Origin of the sequence: Aureibaculum marinum, assembly GCF_003813905.1 — a bacterium.
Classification (GTDB): Bacteria; Bacteroidota; Bacteroidia; order Flavobacteriales; family Flavobacteriaceae; genus Aureibaculum; species Aureibaculum marinum.
On the sequence record NZ_RPFJ01000002.1, the window covers coordinates 182,809 to 206,924 of the forward strand.

Consider the following 24,116-nt stretch of genomic DNA (forward strand, 5'->3'; position numbering starts at 1 on the left):
AAAACTAATGGACTTAAACGAATTTAAAATATTTTTCAAATCAATATTTCCAAAATATAAATTGGAGATATTTAGGTCTATTTTCATATTAACATCTTTATGGTATTCGCCTCTTTCAATAGCCCAAAATGCAGATTATAAAATTGGCACACTCCCAAACGAAACAGCCATAACACAAAATGTAGTTTCTGCAATTACTACAGACAAGAACGGCTTTTTATGGTTTGGAAAAATGGATGGCTTATACAAATACAATGGATATGACTATGAAATCTTCAACACTTCTTTTCATGATCAAACAGGCCTCAGCAACCCTTGGGTAACAGATATAAAAACCATAAATGACACTCTTTTAATTGGAACTAAAAATGGTTTAAATTTTTTCAATCATGTAAAGCAAGAGTTTAGTTATCTTTTCCCTTCTGATTTTAACCCAAATTACAGTAATAATATAACTTGTATACTTCCTCTTTCAGATAAGAAACTAATTATTGGCACCGACATAAATTCATTGGTATTATCAAAACAAAAAAAAAACACATTTAAAGTTTCCAAGCTTATTTTTGAAGGTTACTCCTTAAGTCATAAAATTAAAATTAATCAAATAGTAAAGATATCACAAGGATCAATAATACTATCATCTGAAGGCGTTTTCTTCCTTGAAAATGAACATACACGTGCAAAAAAAATTGCATTTATAGAAAAAGAGCAACAAAAAACAATTAATCCAAAAACTATATACTTAACTAAATCAAACAATCTTTTTTTCGCTTCAGAGAAAGAGACTTATTTTATTGATCTTAATCTACAATCTCCTAAAGATAACTCAAAACTTTACGCTTCCCCTATTTCAACTCTTTATAAAAACTGGCCAATATTACAAAAAGCGACCGTTTTTTTAGAAGACATTAACGAGAATATATTCATAGGAACAGATGGTAATGGACTATACTTATATGAAAAATCATCAGAAAAATGGTACAATTTCAAACATGAAATGAACAACAAAAATGTACTTAAAAATGATTTTATAAGGTCTTTAAATACCGATAAATCAGGTATGATTGTAATAGGTACTGATGCTGGAATAAATATTATTGATACTCAAAAAAACAAATTTAATCTTATAAATAATATTCAAACAACTAAAGGTCGAACAGAAATTTTAAATGTACATTCTATTTTAGAAGATGATCAACAAAATTTATGGATTGGAACCAGAGGAAAAGGTTTATTTCTACTTGGTAAAAATGGTAAAGAACAATACAATATAACAACAGCTCTTAATCATCCTTTAGATCATATAAAAGCAATATTTCAAGATCGAAAAAAAAATATTTGGATAGGAACAAAAAAAGGAATTTATATTATAAATAATGGCTACTCAAATTTAAATAAAATTGCTACCGAATTTAAAAACCGTAAGGCAGATTTATTACCAGAAGAATACATTTATGGTATAATTGAAGACTCTGAAGAAAATAAATGGATTAGTACTGAAGATGGTCTATATTTTTACTCAGTAAAAGGCCAACTTCACAAAATTAATCTAACATTCACACGTGATAACCTGAATAATTTGTCAATTTATACTATGCATATTGACAAAAAAAATAGAATTTGGTTTGGTACACTAAATGGATTAATAGTCTACATAAATCCAAATCAATATAAAAATAAAGTTTTCTCTAATACCGAAGATATAAATTCTATTAAATTTAATACAATAGAAATTGCTCCTTCATATAAAAAATTCTATGAAAATTATGAAACCTATTCTATAGTTGAAACAAACCACGGATTAATGGTTGGTACTAATTTTGGTTTATGTAAAATTAATTCTGAAGAACAACTACTTTATCCTTTCTTTAATAAATCACAATCTACTAACAATTACACTTTACAATCTAATTATGTGTATGGGCTGCTCTATGATAATTTAAATGATTTGCTTTGGGCAAGTACAAATAAAGGATTGATTTCATATAGTTTTAAAAATAATATTGAAAAAAATTACAAATTAAAAGATGGTTTACAATCATTGGAATTCAATGGAAATAGTGTTTTTAAAAATGCAAAAAATGATTTTTACTTTGGAGGAGCCAATGGTGTTAATATTTTAACTAAAGGAAACACATTGAAAAAAAGTGAATTTGAGCCTAATCTGGTTTTAACTAAACTAACCATCAATGGAGAAGTTATAAATACTAAAAAACATCCAGAATTATTAACTACTGATATCTCTTATGCAAAAAAAATAAAGCTAGAAGCAACCAATAATAACATAGAATTAGAATTTGCATCCTTGCATTTACCCTATGCTTCAAATAATAATTATAAATGTAAATTAATTGGTTTAGATGAAGATTGGATTCAATTAGGACATAGAAGGTCAATTAACTACGCTAATTTACCAAAAGGAAATTATACGTTTCAACTAATGGGAACCAACAATGATGGCGTTTGGAATTCAAATGTATTAACATTTGATATTGAAGTTCTTCCTCAATGGTATAAAACATGGTGGATGCTGTTATTGTGGTATCTTATTTCATTTGGAATAATTGCCTCATTTATTTATATAATTTTAAAAAATAGAGACAACTTAAACAACCTGAAAATTAAAGAGTTTGAAAGTAAAAAGTTGCAAGAAGTTTACGAATCTAAATTAGTATTTTTTACCAATTTGTCTCATGAATTTCGCACTCCTTTATCACTTATTATAGATCCTTTTAATAGTTTAATGAATCAAAAAGATTTCTATAAAAAGAATAAAGTTTTATTTGATATTATTAAAAGTAATGTTGATCGATTAAGCAGACTTATAGATCAGATTATGGATTTTAGAAAATTTGAATACGGAAAACTTAGTTTACGAATTGCCAAAGGTAATATAAACGGCACCATTTCAACAATATGCTCATCTTTTATCCATCACTCTAAATTAAAAAACGTTAACTATCAGATTGACATTTCTACAAAACCAGTTACCATGTTTTACGATTCTGACAGTATTGAAAAAATAGTATATAATCTACTATCCAATGCGTTCAAAGCTGTAAAAGATAATGGTAAAGTAAAGGTTTCTGTAAAGGAGGTAGATATGTATTGTAAATCATTCACATTAAAAAACTACAAATATATAACTGGAGAAAAATCAGTAAAGAACTTTAACAATCATATTTGTATAAAAGTTAAAGATAATGGCGTTGGTATTTCGGACAAAAACTTAGAAAACATCTTTACTAGATTTTACCAAGATGATGGCGTAGATTCAGGTACAGGAATTGGACTATATATGGTAAAGCAATTTACAGAAATGCATTTTGGTTCAATTTTTATTAAAAGTAAAAAAAATAAGGGGACTAGCTTTGTAATAATACTTCCAAAAAATGACGATTTATTTAAAGAAAGTAAATTAACAAATAAGGTAGATGTAAAAGTACCTCCAATACAATACAACAATGAAATTGTCTTACAACTACCAGAACAAAATCAAGAAATTTTAAAAAAGAAACAATATTCTATTGCCATTGTTGAAGATAATGATGAACTTAGAATGTATCTTAAAAATATATTAGAAACACACTACAATGTTTATTTAGCCAATAATGGATTAGAAGGATTAGATTTAATTAAAGATGAAATTCCAGATATCGTTATTAGTGATGTAGTTATGCCAGAAATTGATGGAGTAACTATGTGTAAAAAAATTAAAGAAAACTTTGAAACCAGTCATATTCCCGTTATATTACTAACCGCAAAAACGCTTGACAATCAAATCATTGAAGGAATTAATTCTGGTGCAGATGATTACATTACTAAACCATTTAATCGCGACATTTTACTTGCTAAATTAAAAAGCATAATAAAAAATCGCGAAAAATTGCGGTTAACTTTTCAAAATGAAAAGATTTTAGAACCTTCTAAAATAACTGTAACTTCAATAGACGAAAAACTTATTTTAAAATTAAAGAAATTAATCGAAAAAAACATCCAAAACCAGCAACTAACACTAGAAATGTTAGCCACTGAAATAGGAGTAAGTAGAGCACAACTCTTTAGAAAAGTAAAAGCTTTAACCGGTCTCACACCTAACAATTTTATTAAAGCAATTCGGTTAAAGTATGCTGCACAGCTTTTAGACAATGATAAGTTTCAAATAACAGAAGTTGCATTTCTCTCCGGGTTTAATGAAGCAAGCTACTTTTCTAGGTGTTTTAAAGAAAATTTTGGTTGTTCTCCAAAAGAATACAAAAAGTCAGACGAAACAAAATAATCTATTTGTACACTCTAAACTCTACTATATGTACACCTATATTTGCGTTATTTTTTAACATATTTACACGAAAATATTTCGCTTTGGTAGGTTTAATATCGTGCTCATAACCTTTTTCTGTTGCTTTTACAATATTCTTTGAAGCATCAACTACAGTTACCCAATCTAAGCCATTTTCAGAAGCTTCAATGGTATATTTATATCCTCTATAACCATCCCAATAAGTAAACAAGTGTACTTTTCTTATTTCAGTAACTTCAGCCAATTCAACTTGCCATTGTTGAGGGTATGGTGATGCATCCCAAAATTTATCTCGATCTACAAAACCATCAACCGCATTTGAAGGCTCAAAACCCTTATTAGAAATAGAAGCTTTAGTTGGTTGTTTAAAAGTTAGATTTTCTTCATAATTTATTTTTTCAAATTTGGCTTTTCTGAGTTTACTTACAACTTCGCCTTTATGGTTAAAAACAAAAGCGTTAACAGTAACGGTCTTGTTAAATTGAAGTGGTTTTTTATATATTTTTGAACTTGATGTTGGCTTAGTTCCATTAGTAGTATAACGAATAATCCCATCTTTAATACTTGTTTTTATTTGAACCTCGATAGTATCCATAAAGTTCTTTTTTTCGTAATCATATAACCCATTAGCACTAATAACAAAACCTTGGTCATTTTCATTATACCACTCCCCTTCTTTTGACATTGATGGAGGCAATTCTTCTGTACCCCATTTTTTGTTTGGCTTTGCTCCCATTATATATTCTAAAGTACCTCCTTTATTTATATCTGAAACATAAATCCAGGATTTGTTCAATGGCTTTCCATTTAATTTAGCTGATTGGATATAAATATTCTCATCACTATTATTTTTTGCTACAATCTTTAATTTTTTTCCATTTTCTAAGGTCACTATAGCTTTTTTAAAGAGTGGTGCTGTAAGATCAAAAATTGGATTTTCTCCACAACCACCTTGCATCTGAAATAAACCTAAAGAACTCATTACAAACCAAGCCCCCATTTGTCCTTGATCTTCATCACCTGGCCATCCATCTTCCGGCGTATCACCATAATAAATATTTAAAATTTCACGTACCCAATGTTGGGTCTGCCATGGTTCACCAGCATAATTAAATAAAAATGCCGCCTGCATATTTGGTTGGTTTCCATGATTAATAGGAAAATGTGCATAACGATCTCCTGTAGCATTAAATTTTGACTTTTTTGAATTGGTAAATCCCCAGTTTAAACGCTCTAAAAAATTATCTCGCCCTAAAAAATTTATTATGGCTTGAACATCATGTGGGGCGTAGAAAGTATATTGCCACCCATTACCCTCTATAAAACCTTTAGAAGAAAATGGATTGTTAGGTTCTATCCAATTTCCCGCAGAGCTTTTTATCCTTGCATAGGTTTCCTTTTGATCTAAGTGATTTTTATAACTAGATGATCTTTTTAAGAAATAAGCATAATCTTCCATTTTTCCTAAATCTTTCGCCATTTGTGCTACGCACCAATCTTGAAAAGCAAGTTCCATTGTATTAGAAGCAGGGCCGTTCTCACTAGCTACATAACCAAAATCCATATATGATTTTAACCAACGATTACCTACAAAACCTCCGCTTTTATGAACTCTACCAGGGGTTTTCATAATTTTAACAATAGCTTCATACGCCAAATCGATATCATAATCACGTATGCCTTGCATATAAGCAGCTACAATAAATGACACTGCAGGTGAAGAAGTCATAATAGCAGAATATTCTCCAGCATTTGGACCTTTTGGTAGCCAACCTCCTCTTTTATATATTTCTAATAAAGAATTTACCCATGAATTTGTTATAGAAGGTGTTACTAGTGACCAAAGTCCATTTAAATTCCATTTCATACCCCAGAAGGCATCAGCTCCATAAACATTAAGTCCTGGTCTACCTTGGACTATTTCTTCGTTCATATCTACCCATAGTCCATTTACATCACTCCAAATTGTTTTAGCACAATAGGTACGGTATAAATTGGTATAGAATTTCGTTTTATTTTTCTCATTATCATCTTTTATTTCTATAGCCCCTAATAAATTATTCCAAACTTTTCGGGCATCTTTTTTGTACTTATCGAAATTAAAACCATTTACTTTAGTTTCGGTATCTAAGTTTAAACGAGCTTGATCAACACTAACCATTGACAAAGCTGTATGCACGTTTATTTGTTGACCTTCAGTTGTCTTATATCGCAAATAACAACCTACATTTCCTGAGCCACTAATTTGGTTTACATCTTCAATTTTAGTTTCATCTTGCCATCCTCCAAGACTATTAAAAGGAGTGTCTGTTCTTGTTACAAAATAAAGGTAATAGTCATTTTGAAGCATAATGGTTACCCCATTATTCTGTTTATCCATAACCTTAATATACCCTTCAATTTCGGTATCACTAACCTTATTTACCTTTACCTCTAACACTTCGCCTGGATCTTCGTAAGGAATCTGAAAATCAAACATTACTGCAGATTCAGAAGCAGGAAATGTATAGCGTTGCACGCCAACCCTTGTAGTAGCTGACAACTCAGCAGTAACATCATAATCTTGTAAGTAAACAGAATAATATCCAGGACTTGCTGACTCTCTATCATTAGAAATTTTAGAACGATACCCTAGCTCAGGATGATCTTCTGTACCCGGTTCTGTTTGAATTTCACCTGTTACTGGTAATACATAAAATGACGTTAGATGATAGTCATGAACAAAATTAAACCCTGCAATATTTTTTATAGCATAATCATGACCAGCTTTCCAATTTGATTTTTGGTTATCGGGACTAATCTTGACCATTCCAAAGGGTAAAGTTGCCCCAGGGAATAATAATGGGCGTGAGTCATGCGTACCAATAAAAGGATCTACATAATCAACAGGAGTTTGCCCATAACTGATGGATGTATATATATAAAAATATAACAATGTCAGGTATATAATATTCTTCATCATTTACAATTTTTAATAAGCCCTTAATTCAACTATATGCATTGAGGGATTGGCACTGTTAAACAACATGTTTACTCTAATATATCTTGCTTTTTGTTCAGTGAATTCATTAATATATCCACGTTCAGTAGCCTTTTCTGTATTTGCAGATTGGTCTACAACTTTTGTCCAATTTTTACCGTCAAGTGACAATTCAATATTATATTGATAATATCGATGACCATCCCAATAAGTAAACAACTCTATTTTTTGTAGAGGAGTTGGTTTTTCTAAATCAACAATTATTCCTGCAGGACCTCCTTGAGAATCCCAAAAAGCATCTTTATCCACAAAACCATCTACAGCTTTGTTCATTCCATAAATAGGACTATTTTTATTCTCTGGAGAAGTGACTTTTTTACCTGTAGTTATATTTTTCTCAAAATCTTTTTTTATAAATCGAGCTTCATACATTAACCCTACTGGCTCATTCTTATAAAAACAAATAGCTTTTACAACTTGAGGTTTATCAATAATAATTGTTTTATTATACAATTTTGATGACAAAGTAGGTTTAGTACCGTCAAGAGTATATCTAATCTCTGCACCATTTTTAAGTAACTCAAAAGTAAGTGTTGCATCGCCAATAAACTCTATATTTGGTCTAGTAATAACCGTATCTCTTAATGCTAACGTATTTCCATTAACTTTAGGAACAATAGGACTTAATTGATAATTCACTAACTTATATCCTATTCTATTTCCATATTTATCAAACACCCCTAGTTTAGCTTTAAAATCTTTGTCAATTTGTAATGTTGAAGGTAACAGTTCTGAATCTTCTGTTGGCATTGTACCATCAGTAGTATATGTAATTTTTGTGTTAGGTAAACTCGGAGTAAATGTAAGCGAAGCCACATCTCCAAACTTATTCTCTCTATTGTAATAGATACCCTCATAATCTGGTTCCGTAAACCCTTCTTTTTTTATAGATACAGGAAAAATTAATTGATTAAACTTATTATCGGTTTGTAAATATCGTTTACGATATGCTGCATATTCTTGTTTATTATTTCCATTCCATAACACCTCACTTATTGCCGGAACACGTTGATGTATACTTGGAATTTGTTGTTCTTCACTCATTTCCCAGGAGCACATTTGTCCTCCTAATATAGGCTCATTATTCTCGAGTTGAATAGGATTGTGATATGCTGGAGTTGCATTCCAATGGTTTTCCCATCGATGTAGATTCCATTTATAAATATAATCAGGATTCCATCTAAATCCTGGTGTTACATATGTTGGTTTCCAAGAAGCATTAATTATTGTATAACCGTTTTTTAGTAAACTTTCTGGACGTTGATAAGCCGTTTCCCATGCAAAAACAATAATATCTTTTGGAATTTTGACTTTTCGACTACCATCTCCAGCAAAACTTTCCCAAATTAAGGTTTTCTTATTATTCTTCTTCACAATAGAGTGCATTCTCACCATAAAATCTAAATAGATATCATGAGCATTATCAAACCCTCTTTTTTGAATGTAAGCTTTGGTTTGTTCTCTCTTTTGAAATTCACCTAACCATGCCTCATCAGCACCAATGTGAAAATAAGGAGAAGTATGAAATACCTCCATCATCTCTTCCATTATGGTTTCCATAGCCTTGTAAACACGCTCATCAGCCATATTAATTACACCTAATCTAGAATCTCCAAATAACTCAGGCATGGCTCTTCGCATAGCTTGAGTATGACCTGGAGCATCAAACTCAGGGATAATTGTTACACCTCTCGTTTCAGCATAATCTACTAAATCCTTCAATTCGTCTAATGTATAATGTCGGTTAGGACTTGCCAGATTTGGATAAGCTGTAGAAGGAAAAGTAAAGGACTGATCATCAGTTAAATGAAACTGCATAAATTTAATTTTATACCATCTACAAAGATCAACAACTTGTTTTACCGTTTCTATATTATGCCATTGCCTAGCAACATCTAACATAAAACCTCGATAAGAAGAATTGGGAAAATCTTTAATTTTAAGAAGAGGAAAATGAACTTCTGCACCTTGTTGTTTACCTAATTGAAGTAAAGAAGTCGCTCCCATAGCAACAGCCCTATAACTGCCACCTTTTATTAAAATACTTTTTTTATCAATAATTAAGGTATACTCCTCTTCTTTAAGACTTGTATCATAGTCTAATTGAATTTTACGCTTACCTTTTTTTACTTTTGAAGTAGTTTTATATAAAGTATAAAAATCAGAACTTATCAATTCTGCTATTGGGGCTAACTCTTGGTTACCATAGCCTATTTTAAATCCATTACTTAATTTTAAATATCCATTATCAATTTTAACTTCTTTAGGATATGGTACTATGGAAATTTTCTCTTGTGCGAAGAGGTTCATAAATACAAAACCTACCGCAATTACTAAAACTAAAAGGCGTTTATTAACTTTCATGTAAATATTAAATTATAAAAACAGCACAAGAAAATTTTCTTGTGCTATTTTTAATTATTGTTATCATTATCAAAATTTTACACTAAAAATCTGAGATAATAGTTAACTAATTTTTTCTTGCAATTAGAACTTTTTCAGTTATTGTAGTTCCATCCCAATCCAACCCATCACCTTCAAATAGTTCAATATACTCTAAGGCCAACGATCCTGTATCTGCATTATACCTTCCTCTTCCACGAATATAGACCGAATCGTGATATCCGTAACCATCGATTACATACATATACTGTAAAGGAATGTCAATTACACCATTTTCTTTGAATACAATTTTGGCATAATCATCAGTACCATCAAAGGTATTATATCCCCAACTTTCATATAAGGTTCTATTAGATTTTAACAGATTTCCGAACATAACGGCATTCTCTCCATTCACTAAGGTTGTTGTAGTTGTAAATTCAGTTTTTGCACTTCCATCAGAGCCTACTACAGTTCCAGTATACTCACCTACAAAATTACTCGCTTCTCCTGTTGTACCTTCAATAAATAAACTTAAAGAATCAATTGAAGCTTTAAAATAACCATCTGAAAAGGCCGAAAAATGTACAGTCCATTCTCCAGGTATCTCATAAGTATAATCTGGATTTTTTTCAGTACTTGTAGCACCATCTCCAAAGTCCCACAAATAACTTTTAGCATCTTTAGAATCATTGGAAAATTTAACATTATAGCCATCCTGACTAGCTATATCAACAATTGCTGTTGGATTATTTACATCTACATTATAATCTTCATATTGATCACATGCAACTACTAGTATTAGCAAGCCTACTAATAAAAATTTAATTATTATTGTTTTCATATTTTTAATATTTAATTATCACTAAATTTATACACAATAGGATCTTGATATACTTGCTCTAGATTTACTGTAGTTTCTTTAGCAAACCACATTTTACCCCAAAGATTTTTTACAACTTGTGATTCAACATCCCTATAATTTGGGTTACCTCTCATATTAAATGCATATGGCACTCTATCAGGGTAACCATTTTCATTAGCAAAACCTATACTTACAAATTTAAGTTTCGGATAACCTGATCTTCTAATCATAGCAAAGGTGTTTAGTGCTTGATGAAATTGATCTATGTAACGTTGATTAATAATTTGTTCAACACCAGTATTAGCATCAAAGATTACAAATGGTTCTGAAAGATATTGATCTATTAAACTCTGATCACTAACACCCCATTTTTTCATAGAAGCTTCTATACCTTGATAGTAAAAATCACTTGCATTACCTTCTACGTTAAATCCTTTAGCAGCTGCCTCTGCTCTAATAAAAAGCACTTCGGCGTAAGTAATAACATCTACAGGTCTATGATAATCTAATGCAATATCATCTCCTACAGTAGACACTTTCTTAATTTCAAACGAGTTAAATGGACTTTTAACAGCAGGAGGAGCTCCTACATACTCATATTCTGACCATTTACCTGCATTAACAGAATCTATAGATTGTTGTGTTGCATTTAGTAAAATGGTTCTTCTAGGATCATTATTTTCACATAACATTTCAACTATTGTTGAACTTACTGAACGGAGAGTACCACTATTTGTTTGTTGTACAAAAACATTTGTATTTGAACTTGATGATTCTCCAATAAATTTCACACCTACATTATCAGCATTCTCCATTAAGACAGGATACATATCTGGATTTTGAAAAATTTCCTCTAATCCTTCCTTTGCAGTAGTTTCATCTACCTCAGACATTCTAAGATATAAACGAGCCCGAAGAGAGTTTGCAAATTTTTTCCATTTTAGCATATCTCCTTGACAATATAAATCTGAGCCACTATCAACCTTAGGTCCATTCTGATCTACATTAATTTTCTCATTAGCCTCCTTTAGTTTTAAGATAATATCTCTGTAGATTGATTCCTGACTGTCAAATTTTGGATACAAAATTCCCTCTGTACCTTTTAAAGCTTCAGAGTAAGGAATATCGCCATTCATCTCTGTAAAATTTGCAAAAACCCAAGCTTTCATAATCATTGCAATAGCTTCATAATTTTCATGATTATCTTCAATAGCTTGCTTTCTTAATAATTCAAAATTGTTTAAAGTAAGTGCAACATTGTTATAGGTTTGATCTGTATTCCAATCAAAATCATAAGTCTGATCTCTATAACCTAATGAGCCATTATATTGAACCCAATTTAACATGGTAAAAATGTTATTATCATCTAATAAAGTACGTGTTATACTTCTTTGGGCTGCTAACATCATTGATGAAGATGATGCTGTAACAGGCCTATTCGGATCAATGTTCATTTCTTCGAATCCATCAGTACACGCTGTGAAAACAAGAATACTTATAAATAAATATATATATTTTTTCATTTTATCTAATTAAAATTTAATGTTTATTTTAAACCCTAGTCTACGTGCTGCAGGTAAAGCTCCACTTTCTAAACCAGTACCCGCATTATTACGACCCAATGACACCTCTGGATCTAAGTTTGGAATATGACTATTTAATACGGCTAAATTATACCCAACTAAAGAAATTGTTGCTCCTTGAACATACTTTAATGGTTTTAAAGTTTTTAAAGGCAATCTATAACTTAAAGACATGCTTTGTAATTTAACATAACTAGCATCAAATAAATGTGCTTCATGTATTCCTGCCGTCCATTTGTAATAACTTTCTGCCTCTATGTATTTTTCATTTTCTGCGTAACCTGTAACATTACCATTTGCATCTTTAACCTCAACTACACCTTCTGCTCTTACACCTCCACCTTGTGCAACTGGCAAACGTTTATCAACACCTCTATCATTTAAGCCAACAGATTCTTTTAACAAACCTCTACTCATATTATCAGCATTTGATTTCGAATAAATCTTACCTCCAAATCTTGCACTCAAGGTTGCACTTAACCTTAAGTTTTTATATCTAAAAGCATTGGTTACACCTCCAAGCCAATCTGGTTGAGCATTACCTAAATACTGATCCCAATCCATATCCGGATAATCTTGAGAGCGATAAGGTCTACCATCATCCATAATTATTTTTTTACCCTCTGGATTTAGCACATAACTATACCCATAAATTTCTCCATAATTCTCACCTTCAGTAACTCTAACCTCTAGGCTTGCCCATCCTGTTCTAATAAATTTAATTTGATCATCTAACTCAACAAGTTTATTTTCATTTTTAGATGCATTTACAATAAAATTCCATTCAAAATTATCTGTTCTGATAGGAACCGAATTCATCATAATTTCAAAACCTTTATTTTGAACATCTCCAGCATTAATGGTTGCTCTTGCGTAACCAGAAGTTCTTGGAATACTAACAGTAACTATTTGATTTTTAGTATTAGTTTTATAGTATGCTAAATCAAAATTAAGTCTGTTATGAAAAAAGTTTAATTCTGTTCCAAATTCTATAGAATTTGAACGTTGAGGCTTTAAACTAGTAGGAGATAAAACCGAAGTATATGTATTTGTTTGTTTACCATCCCAATCTACCCCTGAACTATAAGTTCCCTGTAATTGATAAGGTGCCGTGTCACCTCCAACTTGTGCCCAACTAGCTCTTACCTTACCAAAACTTAGAAAATCTTTGTCTGTATTTAACAATTCTGTAAATAAAAATGATGCTGAAGCTGAAGGGTAGAAATAAGACCAATTTTCTTTAGGTAAAACTGAAGACCAGTCATTACGAGCAGTCAAATCCAAATACAAGTAATCTTTATACCCAAAAGATAAAAGTCCAAAAACACTCTGTGTTTCTTTTTCTGAAAAAGATTGATTAACGACTTTGTCACCCAATCCATTATTTAAGTTAGACAAACCTGGAGTGGCCAATTCTTGAACATTAGCATTCCAATTATTACTATATGTTTCTCTTTTATTAGCTCCTATAGTATAAGAAAGATCTAAATCTTCAGACAAATCACCCTTACCATAAACAAGAAAATCATAATTATTTTCAGTATATGTATTTGTACTTACACTATATGCACCATCATCATAAAAGCTACCTGAGTTGGTTAATGCCATATCAATTTGACTAAACGACCTATACTCTGAATTATTCACAGTTTTAGAGACAGATACTTTAGCTTCTAACCAATCTGAATACGTATAACGCAATCCTACTCTACCTAAAACATTACGACGTTTATAACTATTAAAATCTTCTTTTAACACCCAATAAGGATTATCAAAAGCTGTAAAAATAACTTGTGATCCATCAGGTCTTTTATGAGGTATTGAATTTATATATTTCATATCATAATTCATAGGCAACCTCATAAGATTCTGAGTAATTCCAGACCCCCAGCCTGGTACTCTGTTATCACTATTAGATTCTGAATAATTGACATTCATTTCGGCTTTCCATTTATCAGATAAATTAGCAAGAAGATTAGAGCTTACATTAGTTCTACCTTCATCTGTGTAAGGTGTCATTCCTGTTTCGTTTGACTTGTTAAAAGAAATTCTACCGTAGCCTAAATCACCTCCAAAATTAACAGCCAAATTATGATTTTCGATAATTCCTGTTCTTAAGAAATTATCAACGTTATCTTTATGAGCAATCCATGGAATTGGCACAAGATTACCATCTATGTTAGGAGATCTAAATTGAGGTAAATATAAATTTTCATCAAACTTTGGCCCCCAAGAATCTTGTGAAAATTCGTTTGTTCCTGGGTTATTTCTATCCCCTTTGTATTCATAAATATTATTATTACCAGCACCATATTCTGTTTGAAAATCTGAACGTATCACAGGATTGGAAAATGTCTGATTAAAACTATAGTCAATTCCTACTCCATGTTTTATACCGTCACCTTTTTTAGTGGTAATTAAAATAACACCGTTTGCTGCTCGTGAGCCGTACAGTGCGGTTGCACCTGCTCCTTTTAAAATAGAAATTTCGGCAATATCTTCTGGATTTACTTTAGAAATTGGATCTCCAAAATCTATCTTCCCTTGACTATTCCAACCATCCCAAAAAGATTGTTTATCAACCTCCTCGTTATAGAAGGGAATTCCATCAATAACAAATAGAGGAAGATTATTTCCGCTTAAATTTGTATTCCCTCTAATTACAATATTAGAAGATCCTCCCATACCAGAAGTACCTCCTGTAATAAAAAGACCTGCCGTTTTACCCGCTAATGACTGCACCAAATTAGGTTCTGCAGACATAGAGACTTCTGAACCCTTAATTGTTTGAACAGCATAACCTACTGCCTTTTTTTCACGTTTAATCCCTAAAGCCGTAATAACAACCTCATTTAATTTACCTACCTCTTCGGTCATTACCAAGGACCAATCTCCCCCCTTAGTAATTTCTTTCTCTATGGTTTGAAACCCCATATAAGAAAAAACTACAGTAGTACCTTTTTTTACTGTAAGACTAAAATTTCCATCAAAGTCTGTTAAGGTTCCGTGTTGAGTCCCTTTTTCAAAGACATTTACCGAAATCAGTGGAGTATTGTCTACATCTGTGACTTTTCCACTAATGGTCACATTTTCAACCGTTTTTTGAGCATTTAATGTACTTGTAAAAAACAGTTGACAAACTATTGTAATTATAATATAACTACAATTTAGTAACTTATTCTTCATATTGTATAAAATTTAAGTGTGTTAGTTAAGAATTCTGTTGATCTTATATCAACCGAAATACTGATTCCAAACCTATCTCATAAAATGGATTAATAAGGATAAAATAATATCAAACAAGTATAAAATAGTATCAAAAACTATTTAGTGGTAGTAAAATTCACTTCATTTATAATATAGGTACAATTCTTATTGTATTTATGCTTCTAAATTAAAGTACTATTACAAAACTCAAATACAAGAAAAAAAAAGTGAGATAATAGCTTTGAAGGGATACAAATAATAAATATTAGTACAAAACTTAGGTTAATGGGTATCACTATTTAGCGTTAAGCAAGTAACTTTTACTATAAAAAACGTAAAATTTAAAAGTGTAAAATATATACATATCTTATTATAAACACAATAATATTAACTTTTATGCAAAAAAAAACCTTCTTTAATATTTAATTGATATTTCTACATGATTTTTATCATAGTTTAGAAGATGCCCATATTTTACTTTTGTGGTATAAATATTAACAGAATTAAAATGACGAACATGAAATTATTACACGCAAAGGTTTTTAGCTTTATTATTATTTTTTTAATGACATCTAGTTTTATTCAAGCTCAAGATTTTAATTTATCAAATTCTGAATCTTCAATAAAAGTTCTGGGTACTTCTAACGTTCATGACTGGGAGTTAAAATCAGAAAAACAAACTGGTTCTCTAGTTGTAGAAAATTTAGACAATTTTCAACTCAAAGGGCTTAATGTTACAATTACCACAGAAAGTTTAAAAAGTGGAAAGAGTGGTATGGATAAAAACACCTACAAAGCTTTAAAAACTAAAAGTTACAAAACAATTAATTTTCAACTTGCCGAAGTAAAAAAAGTTGAAAACAATGGATCTAAAAAATTTAAAGTAACTACAACTGGAGATTTAACCATTGCCGGAGTAAAAAAACGAGTTTCTTTAGATTTTTCTGCCACAGTAAGTGGAAATACAATAACCCTTACTGGAGAGAAAACCCTAAAAATGACAGATTACAAAGTCGACCCGCCTACAGCATTGTTAGGAGCTATTAGCACGGGCGATGAAGTAACTATTAAATTTTCAACAATTTTCAAATAAACTATTATAATTTTAAAATCAATAAATATGAAAACAATTTTTAAAAATACATTAATACTAGTAGCTATATTAATTGGATTTAATTTATCAGCTCAAAAAAGAAATTTAGATAATTATAGACAGCCAGATAAAAATGGAGTAAATGTTTTTGAAAGCCCAAAAGATACCACAACTAATTTTGATGGTTTAAAAGTGAAAGTAGGTGGTGCTTTTGCTTTACAATTCCAAGCATTAGATAATGAAAATTCAGGATTATCTCCTTTAAAAGAAGTTGGTTATAACTTTAACTTAGCTACTGCTAATTTTGATTTAGATGTAGCATTATATGATGGTCTTAATTTACATTTGCGTACTTATTTATCTTCTAGACACCATCACGAACCATATGTAAAAGGAGGATATTTTCAAATAGACAAGTTAGATTTTATCAGCGAAGGCTTCTTAGAAGACCTCATGAAAAATGTTACTATTAAAATTGGACATATGGAGAATAACTATGGTGATGCTCATTTTAGAAGAAGTGACAATGCTCAAGCCATTTACAATCCTTTTGTTGGTAATTTAATCATGGATGCTTTTACTACTGAAGTTGGTGGTGAAATATATTATCGTACTAAAAGCGGATTTTTAGCAATGGTAGGTTTAACAAATGGTAAATTAAACCAAAGTGTTGAAAAATCTGATGGAACAACAGGAGGTGCAACCTTTTTAGCTAAATTAGGCTATGACAAACAAATCAATGACGATTTTAGATTAAGACTAACAGGTTCATTACTTAATACAGGGTATGCTCCAAATGTATATTTATATGCAGCTGACAGAGCTGGTTCAAGATATTATAACATTATGCAATCTGAATCTGCAACTAGTGACGATTTTAGATCTGGACGTTTTAATCCTGCTTTTAAAAATCAAATTACTGCAGTTATGATTAATCCATTTATCAAATATGGTGGATTGGAAGTTTTTGGTACTATTGAATTAACTTCTGGTAGAAGTTTAAGTGAAGCTGATGACAGAAAAGCTGATCAATATGCAGGAGAAGTTATTTATAGATTTGGTAAAAACGAAAACTTTTATGTAGGTACAAGATATAACACTGTAAGTGCTGAACTAGCAAGTGGTGACGATATTAATATTGATAGATTTCAATTGGGTGCTGGATGGTTTATGACTAATAATATTCTTGTAAAAGCTGAATATGTAAATCAAAATTATAAAGATTATCCAACAGGAAATTTACTTGAAGATGGTAAGTTTAATGGATTTGTTTTAGAAGCGGCAATAAGTTTTTAAACTATAAGAACTTTAACTAACAACTTTACAAGTCTCAAAATAGGATTATTTTGAGACTTGTTATAAATTTTAAGAATTAGTATTTTTGGATAATGATTTTAAGTAGGTTCATCTTATTAAGTTTATATGTATTAACCTTTTCTTTTACTAATACAGATTCGGTTATAGGGAAAACCTCTGTTGTAATTACACCTGACAGTTCTTTTTCACTAAAAGGTTCTAGCAATGTAAACTCATTTTCATGTACATTTAATGTTGAAAAAATTAACAACCCAATAGATGTTACCTATCATGTTTATGGTGACAAAATTAGTTTTAGCAACACAAAATTAGTTTTAGACAATAGTTATTTCGATTGTGGACATAACAAAATAAATGATGATTTAAATGAACTATTAAAATCAGAAAAATATCCTAAAATATTTATATACTTAAAAGAATTTAGCTCTGACAAAAATGAATCAAAAGTTAATACGATAATAGACATAGAAATTGCTGGTATTAGAAAAACCTATAACATTCCAATACAAGTTGACAATAGCAATAATAATATGCAAATTTCAGGTAATTTAAATGTAAACTTATCTGATTACAAGCTCCAAGCTCCAAAAAAATTATTTGGACTTATCAGGGTTGAAGATACCATTGAAATAAACTTTAATTTATCAGTAAGAGAAGATTAGAATTTCTCTCTTCTTATACTATTTTATTCAACAAACCCTCTTTTTTTTTACTGTAAAATCAGTCTAATACCACGCTCCTATTTAACTCTTTTAGAAATTATCCAAAATATAATCAACTGCAGCATTAGCATGTATTTTTGTTGTATTAAAAATAGGAATCTCTAAATCTTCTTGAAAAATCATAAGTGGAAATTCTGTACACCCAAGAATTATTCCTTGTGCTCCTTTATTATTTAAACTATCAATTACATTAAGTACATATTGTTTAGATTGTTTATTAATAATTCCATAAGTAAGTTCTTGAATAATAATTCTATGCAAATTTTCTATATATGAATCCATTTCAGGTACCAAAACTTCAATTCCATTTTCCTCAATTCTATCAATAATAAAAGTATCTGTCATAGTGTATTTAGTACCAATAAATCCCACTTTTTTAAGTTCTTGTTTATGAATAGATTTTGAAGTAGCATCTGCAATATGTATTATATTAAAATCTATATTTTTTTGTACTTTGTTATAAATTTTATGCGGTGTATTGGCACAAAACATAACAGCCTCTGCACCTGCTTTTTTAAGACTAAATGCAGCTTCTGTAAACATATCTGCAATAGCATTCCAATTATTTTCAACTTGAAATTTATGCACCTTAGCTTGATCAATTGTATACACTAAAAGAGGCGGATTAGTATTATTACCAAAATGCATATTTATTGCTTGGTTAATGGCACTGTAATACTCTATTGTTGAATGCCAAGACGTACCACCAATAAGACCCAATGTTTTCATTTATTATTGATTCAATTGAAATTTTTCAAATCTAAATTTGTCATTTGCTATTAATATTTTCACAACAAATAAGAACTATTAAAAACTTAATTTTGCTTTAATAGTTCTTACAATTTGATTTATAAAGAAAATCCTTTTCGTAATTCTTCTGACATTTGAGCTAGTATATTTTTATTACTAGTTTCGTTAGCTATATTAATAAGTTCTTCAGGGTCAGATTCGTGGTCAAAAAGCTCTTTAGCTATAAAATCTCCTTTTATATTTTCCTCCTTATTCCAATAATACCATTCTACATATCGGTAACGATCTGTTCTAACAGCATAGCCCATACGTTCCTCTTTTCTCTCTTTTAATGGTCCGAACCGACCTAATAAAAACTGGCTATAAGCTGCATCTTTTACCGAGGTATTCGTATTTTCAAGAATTGGTTTTAAACTTTTTCCATGTAAGTGTTTTGGTATGTTTAAACCAGACATATCTAACAACGTAGGATAAACATCTACAAATTCAGCTAATGATTTTGTAATTTTCCCTTTTTCTTTTACATTTTTACCACTAATAATAAGAGGGACCCTTGTATCTATCTCATAATTTGTCTGTTTTCCCCAACTGTTATATTCACCAAGTTTCCATCCATGATCTCCCCACAAAACAACAATTGTATTTTCTTTTAATCCCAATCGATCTAACTCATCCATTAATCTCCCAATCTGTGCATCAATATAAGATACACAAGCATAGTAAGCATGTAACAATTCTCTTTGTTTAGTTTCTTCGTAAGGTTGTTCATGTGGTCTAGGTAAATCTTTCCTATCCGCATAAGATCTCATTTCAGCATCACCATGAACGGTAAAACTAGGACTATTTTTGGGAGGAAATTGATTCTCTGCTAAAGGAATATCTTCAGGATTATACAGATCCCAATATTTTTTAGGAGCATTAAAAGGCAAATGAGGTTTATAAAAACCAACTGACAAAAAGAATGGTTGATTTAGATTTTTTAATTCTCGCATCTTTTTAATGGCCATTGTAGTTTGTGCCCCATCATAGTAGGCATCGTCATCAACATCTGCCATTTCAATTGCTTTTGCTTTAGTATAGATAAAACCGTATTTATCAAACTTAGCAGTACCTTTTTTTACACGATTAAGTTCACGTTCTTTTTGTATAATTAAATTATCTTGATTTAAATAAACGGCATCGGGATCAAAAGGAAATCCATCTACATGTAAATACTCATTCCATGCTAATGAATCTTGTAACGTATTATGAAAAGTTTTTCCTGTTCCAACCGTATAATAGCCATTATTTTTAAAATACTGAGGCAAAGTAACTACATCTGGCACATTATCTCTAAAATGAGTTTTTAAATCCCATACTTGAGTTGAATCTGGCCTCAACCCTGTTAACAAACTAGTTCGTGAAGTAGTACAAACGGCCTGTTGACAATAAGCACGATCAAAAGTAACTCCATTATTTGCTAAAGCATCTATATTTGGAGATTTTATAATTTCATTACCATAAGCACCTAATTCAGGTCTTAAATCGTCTACAGGAATAAATAAAATATTAGGTCTATTACTATTTTTTAATTCTTCTGTTTTTTCTTTAGGCTGTTGACATGAGCTTAAAACAAGCATGCTTAAAAAAACAATTTTATAACTAAATTTGGCATTGATTATCATTATTGAATAAGGTTTAAAGGTTAATAATAACTATTTTAAAAATTACAAGCTATGTTTGGGTAAAGCACCTCTCCATCCTTTTGCCAATTGCTCTGATAATGTTTTAACAAGGTCACTATTTTTAGGGTCATTAGCTACATTTATTGTTTCATGAGGATCTATGCTGTGATTATACAATTCTGAAGCTGCAAAATCTCCTTTTTCCTTTTTTACATTATCCCAATGATACCATTCTATGTAATGATATTGTTTCGTTTGCATCGAATATCCCATATATTCTTTTCCATCTTTAGAAATACGAGGACGTCTTCTAAATTGTGAAAAAACAGCTTCTTTCCACTCTAAATTCGGATTTTCAAAAAGAGGAATTAAACTACTTCCCTGAAAATAATCTGCTTTAGCTACACCTGTTAAATCGCATAAAGTCGGAAAAATATCTACAAGTTCTGACAGGGCTTCAATTCGCATTCCTTTAGTTTGGTTAGCTGATTTTATAATTAAAGGAACTTGTGTATCAACAACAAAATTAGTTTGTTTTCCCCATCCATTATGATCACCAAGTTTCCATCCATGATCTCCCCAAAGTACAATAATTGTATCATCATAAAGTCCTCGTTCTTTTAATCCCTTCACCAATTCGCCTACACAAGCATCAATTAAACTAACACTTGCATAATACCCACGTTTTAAAGAATCTGCATACGATTCAGGAAGTGGTTTATCTTCAGGCCTTCCAATTTTATAAGGATTGTGATAAGATCGCAGTTCATAATTAGAATTCGCTGCCATTACAGGCACATTTTCAGGAAGTTTGGGGTTTGCAGCAGGTGACACAGAACCTTCCGGATACATATCCCAATATTTTTTAGGTACCACAAAAGGCAGATGTGGTCTAAAATATCCTAATCCGATAAAGAATGGCTCTTTTTTATCTTTTATTCTATCAATAGTTTCAAGGGCCAATTCAGTTTGCATCACATCATAATATATAGAATCAGGAAGGTCTGCAATTTCTATGGCCGGACCGTGATTCCATCCATCACCATATAATTTTTTCCCTTTACGCACACGTTTTAAGCTATCTCTAGTTTTTTCTTGTATCACTTGAGCTTCTTTTGTATACCAATATGTTTCTGCATCTCTTTTATGATGAGCTTCAGTATTATAAGGGTAAGGTCTTAAATCTGGTTCATCCCAAGAAATTGAATCTGGCATATAATTATGAAAAATTTTACCAATATTTACAGTGTAATATCCTGCTTTACTAAAATATTGTGGCATTGTTACTGCATCTGGATTTATTTCTCTAAACTTGTCACCTAAATGCCATACTCTGGTAGAATCTGGTCTATAGCCAAGTAAAGTACTTGCCCTAGAAGTAGCACAAACAGCTGCTTGAGAATGAGTATTAAGCATAACCGAAGATGATGATGCTAATAAATCAATATTTGGAGTTTTAATTTCTTTATTTCCATAAGCACCAAGATCTGGTCTTAAATCGTCAATTGACAAGAAAATAATGTTGGGCTTTTTTGTCTGGCTTTCTATATTTTTCTGATTGCATGCAGTAAAAAATAAAAACATGCATATTAATAAAATTCTCATTCGTTTATTTTTAGTATTGGATAGTTAGTAGTTTTCGTTTAAAATTTGATCTTTGGTAGGTAAATAAACAAAAAGCCAGCCTTCCTCCCCCTTAAACTATGTAAAACATAATTATATTCAACTGGCTTTTTATTAGGTTTATTTATTTTTCATACCACATTGGTGTTTCAATTGTTAACCCTTGTGGTGTATTTATATTAGACCCTGCTTCATTTGTTGAATATGTATAACGTCTAATAACATCAGTAGCACCCGCATTTAACGGAACATCTAACTCAACACTTTTAGTTCTTTTCCATTGGTTCCAAGCTTCTATACCATTTCCAAATAAAGAAATGTAATGCTGATCGTTAATATAATCTAAAGCTTCTTCTGGGGTTAAAGTTGATAAGTCTGGAAAACTATCAATATAATTATCTTTATCTGTTTGTGAAATTTCACCCCACGTTCCATCATAATAATCTAATGCGGCTTGTATCCCTTGAACAAACCATGTATTGGCCTGTTCCAATCCTCCAGAAACATAACCATTAGCTGCAGCATCAGCTAATAAAAAGTAGGTTTCAGAAGCTGTAGAATATCGGTCTGGCGTATCTGGAAGTACATTGTTCGCATTAATTTTAGAAATTACGGCAAAACCAGTAGCTCCTTGCCATTTACCTACATAAAAACCGTTTGAGTTTGTTTCAAAATAATTTGGCAATCTTGGGTCATTTAACTCATTCATAAGATTGACAAGTGGTCTTCCTGCATACCATAAATTAATATTTCCTCCCCAATAGTTTTGAATAAAACGCCACTTTGGATTTTCGTTTCCAATCGCTGTTGTGTATGAAAATTTAGCTTCTTGTTCATTAGTTAAAATTAAAGGCTCATCTACTAATGCTTGTATTTTAGATGCAACCTCTTCTGGTTTTTTGTTGGCAATAAACATTAACATTTTTAATTTTATTGAATTTGCCCAACGTATCCAAGCTTCTCTATCTCCATTAAACACCAAATCAGAATCTGTAACAATCTCAGAATCTAGGTCTTGCTCTAAAATTGATAAAGCTTCATCCATTAGGGTTACAATACCTTCAAGCACTATTTCTTGAGAATCAAATTGTGGATAAGGATACTCAACGGGATTACCAGCTTCTGTAAAAGGAACATCTCCCCAAACTTGAGTAATGTTACTATATATAAAGCCCTCTAATATTTTTGCTTGAGCGATAACATATTTATTATTTGGATTTTCTGATTCAACTAACAACTCAACCAATGATAGGTTTTTTAAACAAGTTGTATACCAAGTTGTCCAGCCATTATTTACAGAAGGTACACCAAGTACATATCTACTTCTACTTAACCACGTACCTCCACTACCACACCACTGTTGTGCATGCATATTAGCCCCAGCAAATTCTATAGTTCTCACTGAAGATAAATTTGCCAATACTTCAGGAAATAAAAGTTCTGGAGGGACAGAAGTTGCTGCTAATGGATCTTTATTTATATCTACCAACTGCTCATCACAAGAAACCTCCATTATCATTATAGATATTAGTAATATATATTTTATTTTTGATATTATATTTTTCATGTC

General features: G+C 30.8%; 13 protein-coding genes. 4 read left to right on the plus strand and 9 right to left on the minus strand.

All coding sequences use genetic code 11. The features are described 5' to 3' along the window. Positions 1-7: 7 nt before the first annotated feature. A complete protein-coding gene (locus EGM88_RS01555; protein WP_123896192.1) occupies positions 8-4,279 on the plus strand; it encodes a hybrid sensor histidine kinase/response regulator transcription factor in 4,272 nt (1,423 codons plus the stop codon). Position 4,280: 1 nt separating this feature from the next. On the opposite strand, the gene EGM88_RS01560 is transcribed toward EGM88_RS01555, so the two are convergent. From EGM88_RS01560 to EGM88_RS01580, 5 genes are all read right to left on the minus strand, one after another. Further along, positions 4,281-7,259, minus strand: coding sequence for a GH92 family glycosyl hydrolase (locus EGM88_RS01560; protein WP_123896193.1), 2,979 nt, complete (start codon positions 7,257-7,259; stop codon positions 4,281-4,283). A gap of 12 nt (positions 7,260-7,271) precedes the next feature. Next, the gene (locus tag EGM88_RS01565; RefSeq protein ID WP_123896195.1) at positions 7,272-9,704 is read right to left on the minus strand and encodes a family 20 glycosylhydrolase; all 2,433 of its coding nucleotides are present in this window, start codon (positions 9,702-9,704) and stop codon (positions 7,272-7,274) included. A gap of 106 nt (positions 9,705-9,810) precedes the next feature. After that, positions 9,811-10,566 (minus strand): PKD domain-containing protein, encoded by a 756-nt coding sequence (locus EGM88_RS01570; protein WP_123896197.1) that lies wholly within the window; start codon positions 10,564-10,566, stop codon positions 9,811-9,813. Positions 10,567-10,577: 11 nt separating this feature from the next. Beyond that, positions 10,578-12,110, minus strand: a complete 1,533-nt coding sequence (locus EGM88_RS01575; RefSeq protein ID WP_123896199.1) for a SusD/RagB family nutrient-binding outer membrane lipoprotein — start codon at positions 12,108-12,110, stop codon at positions 10,578-10,580. A gap of 9 nt (positions 12,111-12,119) precedes the next feature. Beyond that, positions 12,120-15,356, minus strand: a complete 3,237-nt coding sequence (locus EGM88_RS01580) for a SusC/RagA family TonB-linked outer membrane protein (protein WP_123896201.1) — start codon at positions 15,354-15,356, stop codon at positions 12,120-12,122. A 538-nt stretch (positions 15,357-15,894) separates the two neighbouring features. On the opposite strand from EGM88_RS01580, the gene EGM88_RS01585 reads away from it, so the two are divergent. From EGM88_RS01585 to EGM88_RS01595, 3 genes are all read left to right on the plus strand, one after another. Next, the gene (locus EGM88_RS01585) at positions 15,895-16,470 is read left to right on the plus strand and encodes a YceI family protein (protein ID WP_162497525.1); all 576 of its coding nucleotides are present in this window, start codon (positions 15,895-15,897) and stop codon (positions 16,468-16,470) included. Positions 16,471-16,497: 27 nt separating this feature from the next. Next, positions 16,498-17,766 carry a hypothetical protein gene (locus tag EGM88_RS01590; protein WP_123896205.1) on the plus strand — a complete coding sequence of 423 codons (1,269 nt, stop codon included), beginning with the start codon at positions 16,498-16,500 and terminating at the stop codon, positions 17,764-17,766. 92 nt (positions 17,767-17,858) lie between these two features. Continuing rightward, positions 17,859-18,449, plus strand: coding sequence for a YceI family protein (locus EGM88_RS01595; RefSeq protein WP_123896206.1), 591 nt, complete (start codon positions 17,859-17,861; stop codon positions 18,447-18,449). Between the two features lie 90 nt (positions 18,450-18,539). On the opposite strand, the gene EGM88_RS01600 is transcribed toward EGM88_RS01595, so the two are convergent. From EGM88_RS01600 to EGM88_RS01615, 4 genes are all read right to left on the minus strand, one after another. Then, positions 18,540-19,238 (minus strand): aspartate/glutamate racemase family protein, encoded by a 699-nt coding sequence (locus tag EGM88_RS01600; RefSeq protein ID WP_123896208.1) that lies wholly within the window; start codon positions 19,236-19,238, stop codon positions 18,540-18,542. Positions 19,239-19,357: 119 nt separating this feature from the next. Beyond that, positions 19,358-20,878 (minus strand): sulfatase, encoded by a 1,521-nt coding sequence (locus tag EGM88_RS01605; RefSeq protein ID WP_123896484.1) that lies wholly within the window; start codon positions 20,876-20,878, stop codon positions 19,358-19,360. 87 nt (positions 20,879-20,965) lie between these two features. Beyond that, positions 20,966-22,528 (minus strand): sulfatase, encoded by a 1,563-nt coding sequence (locus tag EGM88_RS01610; protein WP_123896210.1) that lies wholly within the window; start codon positions 22,526-22,528, stop codon positions 20,966-20,968. 142 nt (positions 22,529-22,670) lie between these two features. Next, positions 22,671-24,113, minus strand: coding sequence for a SusD/RagB family nutrient-binding outer membrane lipoprotein (locus EGM88_RS01615; protein WP_162497526.1), 1,443 nt, complete (start codon positions 24,111-24,113; stop codon positions 22,671-22,673). Positions 24,114-24,116: the final 3 nt, after the last annotated feature.